The sequence below is a fragment of the Ectopseudomonas composti genome (assembly GCF_001567565.1).
In the GTDB taxonomy this organism is placed as follows: domain Bacteria; phylum Pseudomonadota; class Gammaproteobacteria; order Pseudomonadales; family Pseudomonadaceae; genus Aquipseudomonas; species Aquipseudomonas composti_A.
Genome location: NZ_LSSW01000013.1, coordinates 206,983 through 221,371 on the forward strand (window position 1 = coordinate 206,983; position 14,389 = coordinate 221,371).

Annotated in this window: 15 protein-coding genes; 6 read left to right on the top strand and 9 right to left on the bottom strand. The window is 63.6% G+C overall.

Translation table 11 applies throughout. From position 1 onward, the window contains the following. Positions 1–7 precede the first annotated feature (7 nt). Entirely contained in the window at positions 8–595 is a 588-nt protein-coding gene (mdaB, locus tag PCLY_RS03270; RefSeq protein WP_061237808.1) for an NADPH:quinone oxidoreductase MdaB, read from the bottom strand. Between the two features lie 152 nt (positions 596–747). On the opposite strand from mdaB, the gene PCLY_RS03275 reads away from it, so the two are divergent. Continuing rightward, positions 748–1,044 carry a putative quinol monooxygenase gene (locus PCLY_RS03275; RefSeq protein ID WP_061237809.1) on the top strand — a complete coding sequence of 99 codons (297 nt, stop codon included), beginning with the start codon at positions 748–750 and terminating at the stop codon, positions 1,042–1,044. A gap of 248 nt (positions 1,045–1,292) precedes the next feature. On the opposite strand, the gene PCLY_RS03280 is transcribed toward PCLY_RS03275, so the two are convergent. Next, positions 1,293–1,727: a helix-turn-helix domain-containing protein gene (locus tag PCLY_RS03280; RefSeq protein ID WP_061237810.1), complete on the bottom strand. Its 435-nt coding sequence runs from the start codon at positions 1,725–1,727 to the stop codon at positions 1,293–1,295. A gap of 73 nt (positions 1,728–1,800) precedes the next feature. On the opposite strand from PCLY_RS03280, the gene PCLY_RS03285 reads away from it, so the two are divergent. Further along, positions 1,801–2,280: a DUF2938 domain-containing protein gene (locus PCLY_RS03285; RefSeq protein WP_231740100.1), complete on the top strand. Its 480-nt coding sequence runs from the start codon at positions 1,801–1,803 to the stop codon at positions 2,278–2,280. A gap of 8 nt (positions 2,281–2,288) precedes the next feature. Here the strand turns inward: PCLY_RS03285 and PCLY_RS03290 are convergent, their stop codons facing one another. Together PCLY_RS03290 and PCLY_RS03295 are read right to left on the bottom strand one after the other, a co-directional pair. Then, positions 2,289–3,497, bottom strand: a complete 1,209-nt coding sequence (locus PCLY_RS03290; RefSeq protein WP_197432132.1) for a hypothetical protein — start codon at positions 3,495–3,497, stop codon at positions 2,289–2,291. A gap of 88 nt (positions 3,498–3,585) precedes the next feature. Continuing rightward, a complete protein-coding gene (locus PCLY_RS03295; RefSeq protein WP_061237812.1) occupies positions 3,586–5,595 on the bottom strand; it encodes a peptidase U32 family protein in 2,010 nt (669 codons plus the stop codon). Between the two features lie 154 nt (positions 5,596–5,749). On the opposite strand from PCLY_RS03295, the gene PCLY_RS03300 reads away from it, so the two are divergent. Next, a complete protein-coding gene (locus PCLY_RS03300) occupies positions 5,750–6,394 on the top strand; it encodes a YecA/YgfB family protein (protein WP_061237813.1) in 645 nt (214 codons plus the stop codon). Between the two features lie 83 nt (positions 6,395–6,477). On the opposite strand, the gene PCLY_RS03305 is transcribed toward PCLY_RS03300, so the two are convergent. From PCLY_RS03305 to PCLY_RS03315, 3 genes are all read right to left on the bottom strand, one after another. Continuing rightward, complete coding sequence (locus tag PCLY_RS03305; protein ID WP_061237814.1) at positions 6,478–7,299, bottom strand: HDOD domain-containing protein; 822 nt, start codon at positions 7,297–7,299, stop codon at positions 6,478–6,480. A 187-nt stretch (positions 7,300–7,486) separates the two neighbouring features. Beyond that, on the bottom strand, positions 7,487–7,963 hold the full coding sequence (gene eco, locus PCLY_RS03310) for a serine protease inhibitor ecotin (protein WP_061237815.1): 477 nt from the start codon (positions 7,961–7,963) through the stop codon (positions 7,487–7,489). Positions 7,964–8,077: 114 nt separating this feature from the next. Then, entirely contained in the window at positions 8,078–9,031 is a 954-nt protein-coding gene (locus tag PCLY_RS03315; protein WP_061237816.1) for a LysR family transcriptional regulator, read from the bottom strand. A 114-nt stretch (positions 9,032–9,145) separates the two neighbouring features. Here PCLY_RS03315 and PCLY_RS03320 point away from each other — a divergent pair, with 114 nt between their 5' ends. Beyond that, on the top strand, positions 9,146–9,415 hold the full coding sequence (locus tag PCLY_RS03320; RefSeq protein ID WP_061237817.1) for a DUF2798 domain-containing protein: 270 nt from the start codon (positions 9,146–9,148) through the stop codon (positions 9,413–9,415). 111 nt (positions 9,416–9,526) lie between these two features. Here PCLY_RS03320 and PCLY_RS03325 read toward each other — a convergent pair whose 3' ends face one another. Next, positions 9,527–9,874, bottom strand: coding sequence for a cupin domain-containing protein (locus PCLY_RS03325; RefSeq protein ID WP_061237818.1), 348 nt, complete (start codon positions 9,872–9,874; stop codon positions 9,527–9,529). A gap of 190 nt (positions 9,875–10,064) precedes the next feature. Here PCLY_RS03325 and PCLY_RS03330 point away from each other — a divergent pair, with 190 nt between their 5' ends. Then, complete coding sequence (locus PCLY_RS03330) at positions 10,065–12,092, top strand: methyl-accepting chemotaxis protein (RefSeq protein ID WP_061237819.1); 2,028 nt, start codon at positions 10,065–10,067, stop codon at positions 12,090–12,092. Positions 12,093–12,128: 36 nt separating this feature from the next. On the opposite strand, the gene PCLY_RS03335 is transcribed toward PCLY_RS03330, so the two are convergent. After that, positions 12,129–13,439: a methyl-accepting chemotaxis protein gene (locus tag PCLY_RS03335; protein WP_061237883.1), complete on the bottom strand. Its 1,311-nt coding sequence runs from the start codon at positions 13,437–13,439 to the stop codon at positions 12,129–12,131. Between the two features lie 179 nt (positions 13,440–13,618). Between PCLY_RS03335 and PCLY_RS03340 the strand changes: the two genes are divergently transcribed. After that, on the top strand, positions 13,619–14,362 hold the full coding sequence (locus PCLY_RS03340; protein ID WP_061237820.1) for a class I SAM-dependent DNA methyltransferase: 744 nt from the start codon (positions 13,619–13,621) through the stop codon (positions 14,360–14,362). The last annotated feature ends 27 nt before the right edge of the window (positions 14,363–14,389 follow it).

Genomic DNA, 14,389 nt, shown 5'->3' on the forward strand with positions numbered 1-14,389 from the left:
ACTTGTCTCAGGCGACGCCGAACACCTTGGCCAGGTGCTGCTCGTAGCGCGCCACGTCGTGCTCGATGTTCGGCACTTTCATCACGTCATTGCAGATGAAGGTGGGCAGGCCGGTCATGCCGAGAAATTCGTTGGCCTTGTGGAAGGGGAAGTACACCGCGTCCACGCCCTTGCCTTCGAAGAAGTCGCTCGGATCCTCGAAGGCCTGCAACGGGGCGTTCCAGGTCAGTGACAGCATGTACTGCTTGCCCTGGATCAGCCCGCCACTGCCGTACTTCTGCGACGCATCGGAGCGGGTGCGGCCGTCGTTGGCGTAGAGGCTGCCGTGGCCGACGGTGAATACCTCGTCGAGGTACTTCTTCACCGTCCAGGGGGCGCCCATCCACCAGCCGGGCATCTGATAGATCACCACGTCCGCCCAGAGGATCTTCTGCACTTCTTCTTCAGCGTCGTAGCCACCGTCGATGAAGGTGGTCTTGACGTCGCAGCCGGCTCGGTCGAGGAAGGCCAGTGCCGCGTCATGCAAGGTGGTGTTGTATTGGCCGTGAGAGTGTGCGAAGGCTTTGCCGCCGTTGAGCAGGAGGATCTTTTTCATCGGGGTTCTCCAGAAAATGTGGCGGCAGGTTATCGGGCCCTGCGCGGGCGAAACACCCCGGAACGGTCAAATCATTATTGACTTAAAGTCATGAAAGTCGCGCTGAATGCTGCGTTAAGGTGAGGCCTCTTCCCCCGCTGAGGAACCTGCCCATGCACGGCTTCATCCTTCATGCCCACACCAAGCCCGAGCGGGCCGAGGCCTTCGAGCAACTGTTTCGCGCCTATGTCGAACCCAGCCGCGCCGAGCCTGGCTGCATCGAATACCACATGCTGCGCGACGCGCAGGACCCGACGCTGTTCATCTTCTACGAGGTGTGGGCATCACCGGCGGCGCTGGCCGAGCACACGGCGCTGCCGCATATGCGCGACTTCCATGACAAGCGCATGGATTACCTGCGCCGTGATTTCGAGATTCGCCAGATCGAGATGCTCAGCCCGGCCCCATGAATGGGCGCCGCTAACAACGTAGGCGACGACTGCAAGGATGCAGGAGGTAGAGCGAAGCAGGAAGCCCGAGCCGAGGCAGCCAACGCAATACCGGTGGCGGCCCCGCAATAACAGGCGAAAAACGCTCGGAGTCGCGTTCGACTTTACGTGTTGTAAATGAGCATTTTGATCGGGCTCGCGCATGAGCCTGTTTTTGCCGCCGCGTTGGCAACGCAGGTAGTTTTTGGTGCCCTTAATGCTGCGGCCGCTCAACCCTGCTCGGGAACGGCCGGCGCCGGTCTGTGTCGGCTGACCTGCTTGCTGGCCATGCCCATCAGGCGTTGAAAGGTCGGGCAGTCCAGGTGGTTGTCGGCTGGGCACAGCGCCGCATGGCGCAGCCCGTCGCGAATGGCGGACAGACGACGGATGGTCTGATCCAGCTGCTCGGCCTTGTGCTGAAGGCGCTCACGGTCGATGGCGGGGCCACCTTCGGCGGCCAGCATCTCGGCGATGTCATCCAGTGAGAAGCCCGCCGTGCGTCCGAGTGCGATCAGCGACAGGCGCTGCAACACCGACTCGGCGAAGACCCGCTTCAAACCACTGCGGCCAATGGAGCGGATCAGCCCTTTCTCTTCGTAGTAACGCAGGGTCGAGGCCGGTAGACCCGACCAGCGCGCGACCTTGCCGATATCCAGCTCTTTCATCCTTGACCTCAAGTCGACTTTAGCTGGCAGCCTTGTGTTGCAAGCATTTCAGCAATATTGGATGGAGGTGGTCATGGTAGTCGAAATCATTGTGCTGGGTATCGGCGCGACACTGCTCATGGATCTGTGGGCGCTGCTGAGGCGACGCTGGTTCGCTATCGCCGCGCTGGACTATGGCTGGGTCGGGCGCTGGCTGGGGCATATGCGCCATGGCCAGTTCCGCCATGCGGCGATTGCCAAGGCGCCGCCGCTGCGCGGCGAGCGTCTGCTGGGGTGGGGCTTTCACTACCTGACCGGGCTGCTGTTCGCCGCTGCCTTCTTGGCCTGGGTCGGTCAGGCCTGGCTGCAGCGTCCGGCGTTGCTGCCTGCGCTGGCCTTCGGAGTGCTCACGATGGCCGCGCCGCTGCTGCTGATGCAGCCGGCGTTCGGCATGGGCATCGCCGCCAGGCTTGCGCCCAAGCCCTGGCTGGTGCGCCAGCGCGCGCTGTTGACGCACCTGGTGTTCGGCCTGGGGCTGTACCTGAGTGGAGCGGCACTGGCCTGGCTGGATTGACGCCGTACTCAGCCTTCGACCGGAATGCTGAACACCACCGCCGCCAGGCCGATCAGGCCGAGCAGGCTGAAGCCGACGATCTGCAGGGTGCGTCGGGCGCTGGCTGGCGCCTGGGCGGCCCGTGCGGCGGCCAGCAGCGCTTGCATGCCGTAGTACAGGGCGAAGGCGCGCGAGGCTTGGCTGATGATTTCGAAGACATCGAACAGCCAGGTCAGCAGCAGGCCGATGAGGGTCAGCAGCACATAGCCGTGGCGGGCGCGCAGGCGTTGGCCACTGAGTTCGTTGATCAACCCGCCCGAGGCGCTGGTGTCGGCGACGGCAGCGCTGAACTGGGCACTGAGGGCGGCGGCGATCAGCAGCGGCGGCAGCACCGCGGCGACCACGCCCATCAGGTCGATGATCGCGGTCTCGTCGAGGGTCATCTTCTGCTGGTGGAAGCTCAGCGTCAGCAGGGCAGCGTAGAGCAGGTAGATGGCGCTGGCGAGCCACTGCGCGTGGCGCATCGAACGCACGCGCATGGCGGCGTCGTAGTGCTGACCGAGGTAACGCGAGGTCTCGAAACCCTGCACGGTAACGATCAGGCCGAGCAGCAGCTGCAACGCCAGCGTGCCCTGTGCACTGGCCGGGCTGTAGGTCAGTGAGCTGGCCACATCCTGATACGCGGTATGCACGGCGAGGCCGGCGAGCAGGCTGGCGATGATCGCCAGTTTTAGGCTCACCGAGAATTTTTCCAGGCGCTCCATCACGCTGAACCCACGCAGGTAACCGGCGGCCAGGATCAGCAGGTAGATCACCGTGGTGATGACCTTGGGCAGCGTGCCGCCACGCACATCGACGATGCGCGCGGCAAAGGCACCGAAGAGGTTGAGGTAATAGGCCACCGAGATGAAGTAGGCGAACGCCAGTACCCAGGATGACAGGCGCTCGCCCGCATTCTGCAGCGCTGTACCGCGCCCCTGTGGCTTGTCGCCCAGGTAGCGGATGTTGAAGCGCATGGCGCTGCCGAAGGCGTAGCCCAGGGTGCACAGGGCGAGCATGGCCAGTGGCGCCCAACTGCCGAAGTTGACCAGCATCACCGGGCCGAGAATGAGAAAGCCGCTGCCGATGATCGAAGCCAGCGGGGTCACGGTGGCGCGCCACATCGGTGCCTTGGCGACGCGTGGCCAGAACAGCAGGGCCGCTACCAGTAGCAGCGTCAGCACGATCATCGCGGTCACTCGCGGACCTCCGGTGGTCAAGGGTTCGAGGGCGCCCATTCAGGCGCCATGCGCCCGCCGCCACAAGCATGCGGGCGCGTGCGGTGAATCAGTGCGAATAGCCGCTGGGTTTGCGAATGGTCTTGAGCAGGTCGTCCGGACTGATCTGGCCGACCACCTGGGTCGCCGCGCTGCCTGGCTGTGGCAGGTCGAGGATGTGGCCCTTCATCTTGCCGATCACGTGCATCTCGCACGGCTTGCAGTCGAACTTCAGGGTCAGCACTTCATCGCCGTGCACCAGCTGCATCGGCGCAACCTTGGTCTTCACGCCGGTCACGCCCTTGGCCTGTTTCGGGCACAGGTTGAAGGAGAAGCGCAGGCAGTGCTTGGTGATCATCACCGGCACTTCGCCTTCTTCTTCGTGCGCTTCGTAGGCCGCGTCGATCAGCTGCACGCCATGGCGATGGTAGAAGTCGCGGGCCTTCTGGTTGTAGACGTTGTAGAGGAAGCTCAGGTGCGATTCCGGGTACACCGGCGCCGGGTCGCTCTCGGCCTTGCGGCTGCCGCGCGGGTGGGCGGCGACACGGGCTGCGGTCAGCGCTTCGATGGCGTCGCGGCGCAGCGCCTTGAGCTGCGAGTTGGGCACGAACAGCGCTTGCGGCGCGTCGAGGCTGACGCTTTGGGCGTGGTAGATGGTGGTGCCGAGCTGGGTCAGCAGGTCGCGCAGGCCATCGAGTGCCTGCTCCGGCTTGTTGGCCACGCCGAACGGGCCGGGCAGGGCGACTTCGACGCTGATGCCTTCCTCGCTGGTGGCGGTGAGCTTGAGGGCTTCTTCACGCAGCTCGGCCTGCCAGCTAACACCGATACGGCGTTCGGCGCTGGTGCGTTGCAGCGCCTGCTGCCAGTTGTGGTCGAGGTTGCGTGACAGCGGATGATTCGGGCGCAGGCGGAAGAGCCCTTCGGGCATCTCGTTGGGCTCGACGCGGTAGCGGTAGCGCTTCTCGCCATCTTCGTCGAAATCGCCTTTGAGTTCGGCGATGTTGGCGCGAAAACCCACCACCTCGCGCTTGACCAGCACGTTGAGGCCGTCACCGTTGGACAGCGGCTCATGGGTGACGGCAATCAGGTCGCGCTTGTTCACCTTCTCGACAACGCCAACAGCGAGCCCGGTGAACGTTGGCGAGTCGAAGGCGCCGATGTCCACCTTGCGCTCGGTGACGAAGTAGTCGGTGCTGCCGCGGTGGAAGGTCTTGTCCGGGTCGGGCACGAAGAAGTGCGCGGTGCGGCCGCTGGAGGCGCGGGCCAGGTCCGGGCGGTCTTCGAGAATGGCGTCGAGTTCGCGGCGGTAGTGGGCGGTGATGTTCTTCACGTAGGCCACATCCTTGTAGCGGCCCTCGATCTTGAACGAGCGCACGCCGGCCTCGACCAGGGCGCGCAGGTTGGCGCTCTGGTTGTTGTCCTTCATCGACAGCAGGTGTTTCTCGTAGGCGATCACGCCGCCTTTCTCATCCTTGAGGGTGTAGGGCAGACGGCAGGCCTGCGAGCAGTCGCCACGGTTGGCGCTGCGCCCGGTCTGCGCGTGGGAAATGTTGCACTGGCCGGAGAAGGCCACGCACAGCGCACCGTGGATGAAGAACTCGATGGCCGCATCGGTTTCATCGGCGATGGCGCGGATTTCCTGCAGGTTCAGCTCGCGCGCCAGCACCAGCTGGGAGAAGCCGGCCTGGTCGAGAAACTTGGCGCGGGCCAGGGTGCGAATGTCGGTCTGGGTGCTGGCATGCAGCTCGATGGGCGGAATATCCAGCTCCATTACCCCCATGTCCTGCACGATCAGTGCATCCACACCTGCGTCGTAGAGCTGATGGATCAGCGCGCGCGCCGGCTCCAGCTCGTCGTCATGCAAGATGGTGTTGATGGTGGTGAACACCCGCGCGTGGTAGCGCCGGGCGAATTCCACCAGCCTGGCGATCTCGCTCACCTCGTTGCAGGCATTGTGCCGCGCGCCGAAGCTCGGGCCGCCGATGTAGATGGCGTCGGCGCCATGCAGGATGGCCTCGCGGGCGATCTCGACATCGCGGGCAGGGCTGAGCAGTTCCAGGTGGTGTTTGGGCAGGGACATGGTGGTTTCTTTTATCAGGCTGGGCACGGGCAAGCTGCGCATTGTAGCGGGCCTGGGGGCACGGGGCATCCGTGATATGCCGGACGGCGGCTCGGGCTGTTTGCAGCGCCTCATCTGTGGGACAGTAGCGCCCTTTTTCAGGGGAGGTGTGGCGATGGACAACAGAGGGTTGGAGAAGCTCGATCAGTGGCTGCTCAAGTACGGCAACGATGACTCGATCCTGTCCGCCAGCGAGCTGGATGGCTACTTCGCCGCCATCGTCTCCGCCCCGCGCCAGGTCGCCCCGGCCGTCTGGTACTCGGCGATCTGGGCCGACCAGCCGCCGCAGTGGCCGAGCGACAAGGATGGCGAGCGCTTCATGAAACTGGCTATCGAACTGATGAGCGAAGCCACCTACATGCTCAGCGAGGAGCCGGACGACTACGAGGCGATCTTCCTCGCCGACGGCAACGGCAAGGGCGAGAAGCTGATCGTCTCCGAGTGGTGCGCGGGCTATCTGCGCGGCGCTACGGTTGCTGGTTGGCTGGACGCAGCGTTGCCCGAGTCGGTGGCAGCAGCTCGTGCGCTGATCACCCTGCACGGTGATGAGAGCGGCAGCGCGACGCTCAAGGCCATGTCCGACGCCGAGTACGATGCCAGCACGGCACTGCTCGAACCGGCGGCTGTCGAGCTTTACCAATACTGGCAGCAGAACCTGGAGCCGGTGCTGCCGGTACGTCGTGACGATGCCAAGGTGGGGCGTAACGACCCGTGCAGTTGCGGCAGTGGCAAGAAGTACAAGCAGTGCTGCATGCGCTGACAGCATCTTCGCCGGTACCGGCCGGCTGAGGGTCGCTACCTCAGTCGGCCGGCTGCGTCAGTTCAAGCCATTGGGGCCGCTGCTCAGCCAAGCAACTCGGCAAACGCCTTGTCCGCCTCCAGCACGGCTGGCAAGGCTTCGAACAGCGTGGCCAGGTCGACCTCCTCGAACAATGGGCCTTCCAGGCTCTGCTGCGCCTGTTCGCTGACACCATCGAGTTCGATGGTTTCCGCAATGATCACCGACTGCGCCATCAGCCTTGCGTAATGACCGTCGCTGGGCGCCTGGCTTGGGCGCGCCTGGTAGGCGATGGCATGCTGGATCAGCGCTGGCAGTTGCCAGCGGCGTGCCAGTTCGGCGCCCACTTCCGGGTAGCCGAAACCCAGTTGCAGGGTTTCCTCGGCGGCCTGTGCCGCGGCCTCGCGCTTCGGATGGCGGTTCATGCGCCGGGCAAAATCCGGTGCGCCAGTCTGGATCAGCAGCTCGCCGATGTTATGCATCATGCCGCAGGTGAAGGCGGCGTCCGTGTCCAGCTTCAGTTGCTTGGCCAGGCTGCGGGCGATGCTGGCCACCCGGAAGCTGTGAATCCAGAAGCCCTTGAGGTCGAAGCCGGTATCGACCTTGAACGCGCCCGTCATCGCCGAAGCCAGCACCAGCGTGCGCAGGGTGTTGAATCCCAGGCGCATGGCCGCGTCCTCGACGCTCACGGCTTCACGCGCGCCGCGAAAACGGGGCGAGTTGGCCAGGCGCAGTACCTTGGCGGCGATAACCGGGTCGCGCTCGATGTTGCGCGCCACGCTTTCCAGGCTGGAGGAGGGGTTGTCGAACTGCTGGATCAGCTCCTGCGCGACCTTCGGAATGCTCGGCAGTGTGTGAATCTGGGCAAAGAGACTGTCAATATCCATGTTGGCTCCGATAGCTACGGGCGCGGCGCTCGCGCTCGGTGAGAAAGTGCTCTTTGAGCATAGCCGCGCCTGCGGTCGCAGCCAGTCTCGCAGCCGCTTGTTAGAGCCTTTTTCGTCGTGCTACCGGCTTAGAACAGGCACGCCAGAGCACCAGCCGGGAAGAGGGCTGGTGCTTGTAGCTATAGCCTTACTGGCGTGGCGCCGCGCTGATCTCTGCAGCGGCGGACCACACCCGGTAGCGCACCTCGATATCCTTCGGTGCGTAGATCACCAGCGGCAACTTGCTGTTGTAGCGCACCAGTTGCGGCTCACCGCCGACGCGCACGAACGCCGGTTTGCGGCTGCCATCCGGGCAGGCCATCAGGGTGCTCATGGCCGGGCCGACCTGGCTCAGTTCGTAGTAGTTATAGCCCCAGCCTTCCACGGTTTTTTCCTGCCACTGGCCGCCCAGGCGTTGCTGATTGCAGTCCACTTCCAGGGTCTTGCCGGCAATGATCTCCACCTTGTGCTCGGCTTCGTTGGCCTGTGCCGGCAGCTCGATCACGTGGCGGCTGTAGCCGTCGGCAGCGGCAGGGTAGGGCTTGAGCGCCTCGGGCGTGGCAGCGCAGGCGGCCAGTGGCAGGGCGCCGACGAGGGAGAGCAGCGGTAGTTTGAGTCGGTTCATGAGGGTTCCTTGCTGAAAGACCTTGTGGGTCGTCCGTTGTTGGGAAGCCGCCGGATCGGCAGCGCAGCACAGACCTTTGTGGATAGGCCAAGTTCCTGTGCCTTTCAAGCCGTCTCAACGCGCCTCGGCCGAGGGGGCCAACTCGGCGGGCAGGGCGTGCTGAAGATAGTCCGCGAACAGACGTACCTTGGGCGTCAGCTCGTAGCGATTGCGCACGCAGAGGTAGTAATCCAGCGGAGCGCTGGTCGCACGACTGCTTGCGGGGGTGGCTGATGAGAACAACTCGACCAGTTCGCCGCGGGCCAGGTACGGGTCGGCGACGAAGGACGCCAGGCGGGTGATGCCGCCGCCTGACGCAGCGCACTGTGCCAAGGCATCGATATCGTTGCTGCTCATGGCCACTCTGACCTGGGCATCGAAATGCTCGTCATCGCGAACGAAGCCCCAGCGCAGAAAGCGGCCATCGGTCGCGAAACGGAACAGCAGGCAATCATGATCGCGCAATTGCTCGGGCTCGCTGGGGCGACCGGCGCGCTGCAGGTAGGCCGGGGCAGCACAGAAGCGAGTTTGCGCGGTGGCGATACGCCGGGCAACCAGGCCGCTGCGCAACTGCTGCTCGATGTAGATGCTGACGTCGACACCTTCCTGAATGTGGTCGACGGAGCTGTCGGTGGTCAGCAGCTCGCAGCGTATACGCGGGTAGCGCGCCATGAAACCGGGGATCAGTGGTGCCAGCACGTGGCGGCCGAAGGCCGCGCTGGCGGCGATGCGCAACTGGCCGCGCGGTTCATCCTGCAGGTCGGCGACGTCGGCGCGGGCCAGTTCCAGTTCCTGAAGCACCGCTTGCACGCGCTCGAAGTACAGCGCGCCAGCGTCGGTAAGCGCTAGGCTGCGGGTGGTGCGGGTGAGCAGGCGGGTACCCAGATTTTGTTCCAGGCGGGCGATGTTCTGGCTCGCCGCAGCGGCGCTGATACCCAGCAGGCGCGCTCCGGCGGCAATGCTGCCGCTTTCCACCGCTTTGACGAAGCTCTCAAGGCCGCGAAGGGTGTCCGTGCTTTTGCTTTGCAATGCTGGCCTCGGTCGTAAGTTGAGCTTGATACTCAACTTACCTTCCGGCCTCTACCGGAGCAATCGTCCTGGTCGCTAAAGTGCTGGCACATTCAATGATCAGGAAATCAGAACATGTCCGATCTCGACTCAACGCCGCTGCCTGCGCGTAGCTGGAAGCTGCCTGCCCGAGCCATGCCGGTGGCTTTCGCTTTCTTCATGTCGGGGATCATGGCGATGCTCATGTCGCTGGTGATCACCGCTGCAAACCGAGGGTTCAGTGACGGTTATCTGCAAGCGGTACTGAGTGCCTACAGCCTGGCCATGCCGGTGGCTTTCTGCTGCGTGATGCTGGTGCGACCGGTCGTGATCAAGCTGGTGAGTCTGACCGTGCACGCTCCGTGAAAAACTGCGCAGTCTTTCACGGGCGAGGGAGGGCGGCCTGCTTTTGCGCTAATCAAGCACGCTCAGGCCAGTCGGCGGGGGCCGTGCGTGACACCCACCGATGCAAGGGGATCAGGCGAAGACGAAGTACTTGCGAACGGTCTCGACCACTTCCCAGGTGCCTTTCATGCCAGGTTCGACCACGAAGATGTCACCGGCTTTCAGGTGAATTGGCTCCATGCCGTCCGGGGTGATGATGCAATAGCCTTCCTGGAAGTGGCAGTACTCCCACTTCACGTACTCCACGCGCCACTTGCCGGGCGTGCAGATCCAGGTACCCATGATCTTGCTGCCATCATCGGAGTTGTAAGCGTTGAGGTTGACGGTATGCGGGTCACCTTCGATGCGCTCCCATTTGCAGGCATCGACGACGGGCATCGGCTGGGTGTCGCGCAGAACGGTGATCGGTTTGTTGGCCATGTCTGGCTCCCGGTGCAAAAAAAGGGCCTTCACCATAGGCGCCGGAGGCATGGAGAGATTGTCTGGAGTCGACCTCTGGCTAGTCGTTTGCGCTGTCGCCTGCTACATTTTTACGCCCAAAGGACGAGAGAAGCGGAGCGACTTTGCCTCTACTCTTGAGACGGAGAACCGTTCGAGAAGAGAGGCGCTTATGGGTTTTTTCCGTCGTGAACGCTTCACTCAATCGCTGCAGGGGGCAACCGCGCAGATCAGTTGTCGCGGCGGCGAGCTTGCCGCTGAGCTGGCGGCGGTGCGCATGCGGCCGAGCTTCATCACTGGCTACGTTTCACCGCACCTGGATCTCGAACGCATCGCCCGGCAGATTCACGAGCGCTTTCCCGGTGTCACGCTGAGCTTGAGCAGCAGCGCTGGCGAACTGTGTGGCAGCGAAGGGCGGCTCTACTGTGACGCCACTGGGCAGTGGGATCGCCTGGTGCTGGCGCTGTTCGACAGCCGTGTTTTGCTCAGTGCGGAGCTGGTCAGCGTGCCGCTGGAGAGCCAGGACATTCGGGCTGGTGGCGCGCGCATGTCGCTGCGTGAGCGCATCGCCAAGCTGACTCGATCGCTGCAGGCGTTGCAGGTAAAGACGCCTATCGATGCCCGCGACACCCTGGCTTATGTGTTGTTCGACGGTTTGTCGGCCTCCGAGTCGTTCTTCATGGAAGCGCTCTATGAGTCAGGGCGTTTTCCCTGCCTGTTCGTCGGTGGCTCGGCCGGTGGCAAGGGCGACTTTCGCCAGACCTTCCTGCATGACGGCCAGCGCCGCTACGAGAACCATGCCCTGGTGGTGTTTCTCAAGAGCGCACCCGGCGTTCGCTTTGGCGTGTTCAAAAGCCAGAACTTCGAGCCGACTTCGATCAGCCTCAGTGTGCTCACCGCCTCGCTCGAGGAGCGCAGCATCCGTCAGGTGATCGACGCGCGCGGCAATATTCTGAGTATGGTCGCCGCCTTGTGCGCCGAATTGCAGTGCCAGCCGCAGGAGCTGGAGGGCAAGCTAGCCAGTTACTCGTTCGCCATTCGCGTCGGCAGCGAGCTGTTCGTGCGTTCCATCGCGCGCATCGACCTGCAGCAGGAGATCGTCCACCTGTTCTGTGACGTGGCGCCGGGCGAGGAACTGGTATTGGTCAGGCGCACGCCATTGGTCGAGGGCACTCGGCGTGATTTCGAACGCTTTCTGCAGGGCAAGGGGGGAACGCCCCTGCTCGGCCTACTCAACGACTGCATCCTGCGCCGGCTCAACAACGCGGCGGAGCTGGGGAAGATGGGGGCGGTGTTCGGCCGGGTGCCGGTCATCGGCTTTTCCACCTTCGGCGAGATTCTCGGCCTCAACCTCAACCAGACACTGACCGCGATCTTCTTCTTCCAGGTCCCGCCGGGCGCGGCGTTCAGTGACGATTACATCGACCGCTTTCCCATCCACTACGGCGAATTCAAGGCCTTCTTCCTGCGTCGGCAAATCAAGAAGCTCGCCGGGCTCAGCCAGGTGGTGGTCAGTCAGATCAACGCCTTCAAACGGCATGACTACGACAGCTGCATCGACAGCCACGGCCTCGACGAGCACATTCGTCCGGTTTTCGAGGGGCTGGCCGATCTTGGTCAGGTGTTGCGTGCGGCCGAGGCGCGGCAGCGCGAGATTGGCGAGCAGTTACACTTGCATGCCCATGAATTGCACCAGAGCATGGATGCGCTGGGCGATAACATCACTCGCCAGGGCGATGTCACCGAGCAGGCCGAGGCGGTGGTACGCAGCCTGGGCGAGCAGGGCACATCGGTGGTACGCAGTGCCGACGAGCTGGCGCGATCCAGTCTACGCATCCAGTCCATCGTTCAGGTGATCCAGCAGATTGCCGGGCAGACCAACCTGCTGGCGCTCAATGCCGCCATCGAGGCGGCGCGTGCCGGGGAAATGGGTCGTGGCTTCGCGGTGGTGGCCGACGAGGTGCGCAACCTGGCGCAGATCACTCACAAGAACGCCGCCGAGATCGGTACCGACGTCGATCAACTGTCCCAGGCCATCAGCGTGGTGTCCGGACATATCCAGCAGCAGGTCAGCGAGGTCTCCACGCTGGGGGGGATGATCGATTCGTTGCGTGATTCCGCCGAACTGACCGAGCAGACCTCGCAGCGCACCCGCGAGCTGGCCGACACTCTGACCGGGCTGACGGGTAACGTCGGCTGACTGCGTGCGGCGGCGCATGTGCCGCCGCAGCGCTGCTCACAGTTTGGTGGCGAAGCTCTCCACCGCTGCGACCACACGCCGCGCGCCGTCCTGGATCTCTTCGATTACCTGGCCGGCCTGGCCCGACAGCTCGAGGCCCAGCTCGGCCTGGGTCTTGCCGCGATCGATGATCTGCACGGCGCGTTCGGCCAGTTGCTGGTTCTGACCGACGACCGAGGTGATTTCCTCGGTGGCCGCGCTGGTACGCGAAGCCAGTTGACGGACCTCGTCGGCCACCACTGCGAAGCCACGGCCCTGATCGCCCGCTCGCGCCGCCTCGATGGCGGCATTGAGGGCCAGCAGGTTGGTCTGGTCGGCGATGCTGCTGATGTTCTTGACGATCGAGCCGATCAGCTGCGACTGCTTGTCCAGCGCTTCGATGCCTTGCGCGGCTTCCTGCATGCGTGAGGCCAGCTCGGTCATGGCGTCGAGCATCTGCTGCACCACCGAGGCGCCATTGCGCGCGCTTTCGTCAGTGCCCTTGGAGGTCTCGAAGGCGATGCCGGCGGCCTGGGCCACGGCCTCTTCGCGCTGCACCTGGTCGGTGATCACCGTGGCGAACTTGACCACTTTGTACAGCCTGTCATGGGCGTCGGTAATCGGGTTGTAGGACGCCTCCAGCCACACGTCGCGGCCGTGGCTATCGATACGACGAAAGCGGTTGACGACGAACTCGCCACGGCGCAGTTGCTCCCAGAACCGCTGGTATTCGGGGGCGTTGTACTCGCTCGGGTCGCAGAAGATGCGGTGATGCTTGCCCTGGATCTGCGCCAGGCTGTAGCCCATGGCATCGAGAAAGCGCTGATTGGCGGTCAGTACCTCGCCATTCAGATTGAACTCGATAACCGCAGTGGAGCGCTGCAGGGCCTTGATCAGGTTTTCATGTTCGCGCGACGTTTCGATGGTGCGGGTCAGGTCGCTGGCATGGATCGAGAAGAGGCGAATGCGCCCGCTGCTGTCGCGCACCGGCTGCAGGATCGAGCGCAGCCAGGCCTCTTCGCCATTGCCGCGCAGCAGGCGGATTACCCCGGAGAGGTGCTCGCCACGTTCCAGGGCCTGGCGCACACGGTGATGGAAGTCGAGATTGTGCACATGTTCGGGTATCAGCTGCAGCACGTGCTGGCCTTGCAGGCGATCTGCCGTATAGCCCATCTCCTTGAGGAAATTGTCGTTGGCGCGCTCGATGCGACCTTGCGGGTCAAGCATCAGCACCAGCATTTCCTCTTCCAGGCTGGTGCAAACCTGCGTCACGGAAGAAAAATCATCACGCAATGCCTGCAACTCTTGCTTCAGTCGTCCATTGAACATGAGGGCCATCTCGCTGAAAGTTGACGCCATTGTTTCGGCTGCAAGTGTCAGGAGTTTAGTCGGGGCATAGCATGCGTACAGGCCCGTGCAGAAACCAGCAGGGCTGCGCTGCTTTCTCTATCGGCGCGCAGCTGCGCTTGGGCTATGATGCGCGCCCCTCGACACCCTGGCGGGTCATCATGTCCGGCAACGCCCTCTATACCGACCTGTCGGGCTACTACGATCTGATGTGCGCGGACATCGACTACGCCGCGCAGAGTCACTGCGTGCATCGTCTGCAGCAATTGTTCGGTAACGGCGGCAAACGCCACCTCGATCTGGCCTGTGGCACCGGCCCGCATGTGCGCCATTTCCTCGATGCTGGCTATGCCAGTCGTGGCCTGGACATCAACCAGCCGATGCTCGACCGCGCCGCCCTGCGTTGCCCCGAGGCGCGCTTTTCGCGGCAGGACATGTGCGGCTTTGAGGTCGACGAGCCGCTGGACCTGATCACCTGCTTTCTCTACTCAATCCACTACAGCGCCAGCATCGAACGTCTGAAGGCGTGCATCACCAGCGTGCATGACGCCCTGGCGCCGGGCGGGGTGTTCTGCTTCAACGCCGTGGACAAGCAGCGCATCGACAACACCTCGTTCGTTTCTCACAGTGCGCGGCATGCCGAGGGTCAGTTGCGCTTCAGCTCCGGCTGGTACTACCGCGGTGAGGGTGAACAACAGGCGCTGCGTTTGCGCATCGAGCGTACTCAGGGCGAGCAGACCGAGGTCTGGCACGACGAGCACCCGATGGTGGCGGTGAGCTTCGCCGAACTGCAGGCCCTGCTGGCACCGTACTTCGAGGTGCAGGTGCTGGAGCACGACTATCAGCGCCTGAGTCAGTGGGATACCACGTCCGGCAATGCGCTGTTCGCCTGCAGCAAGCGCTGAACCGCAGACTGGATAACTATTCTCATT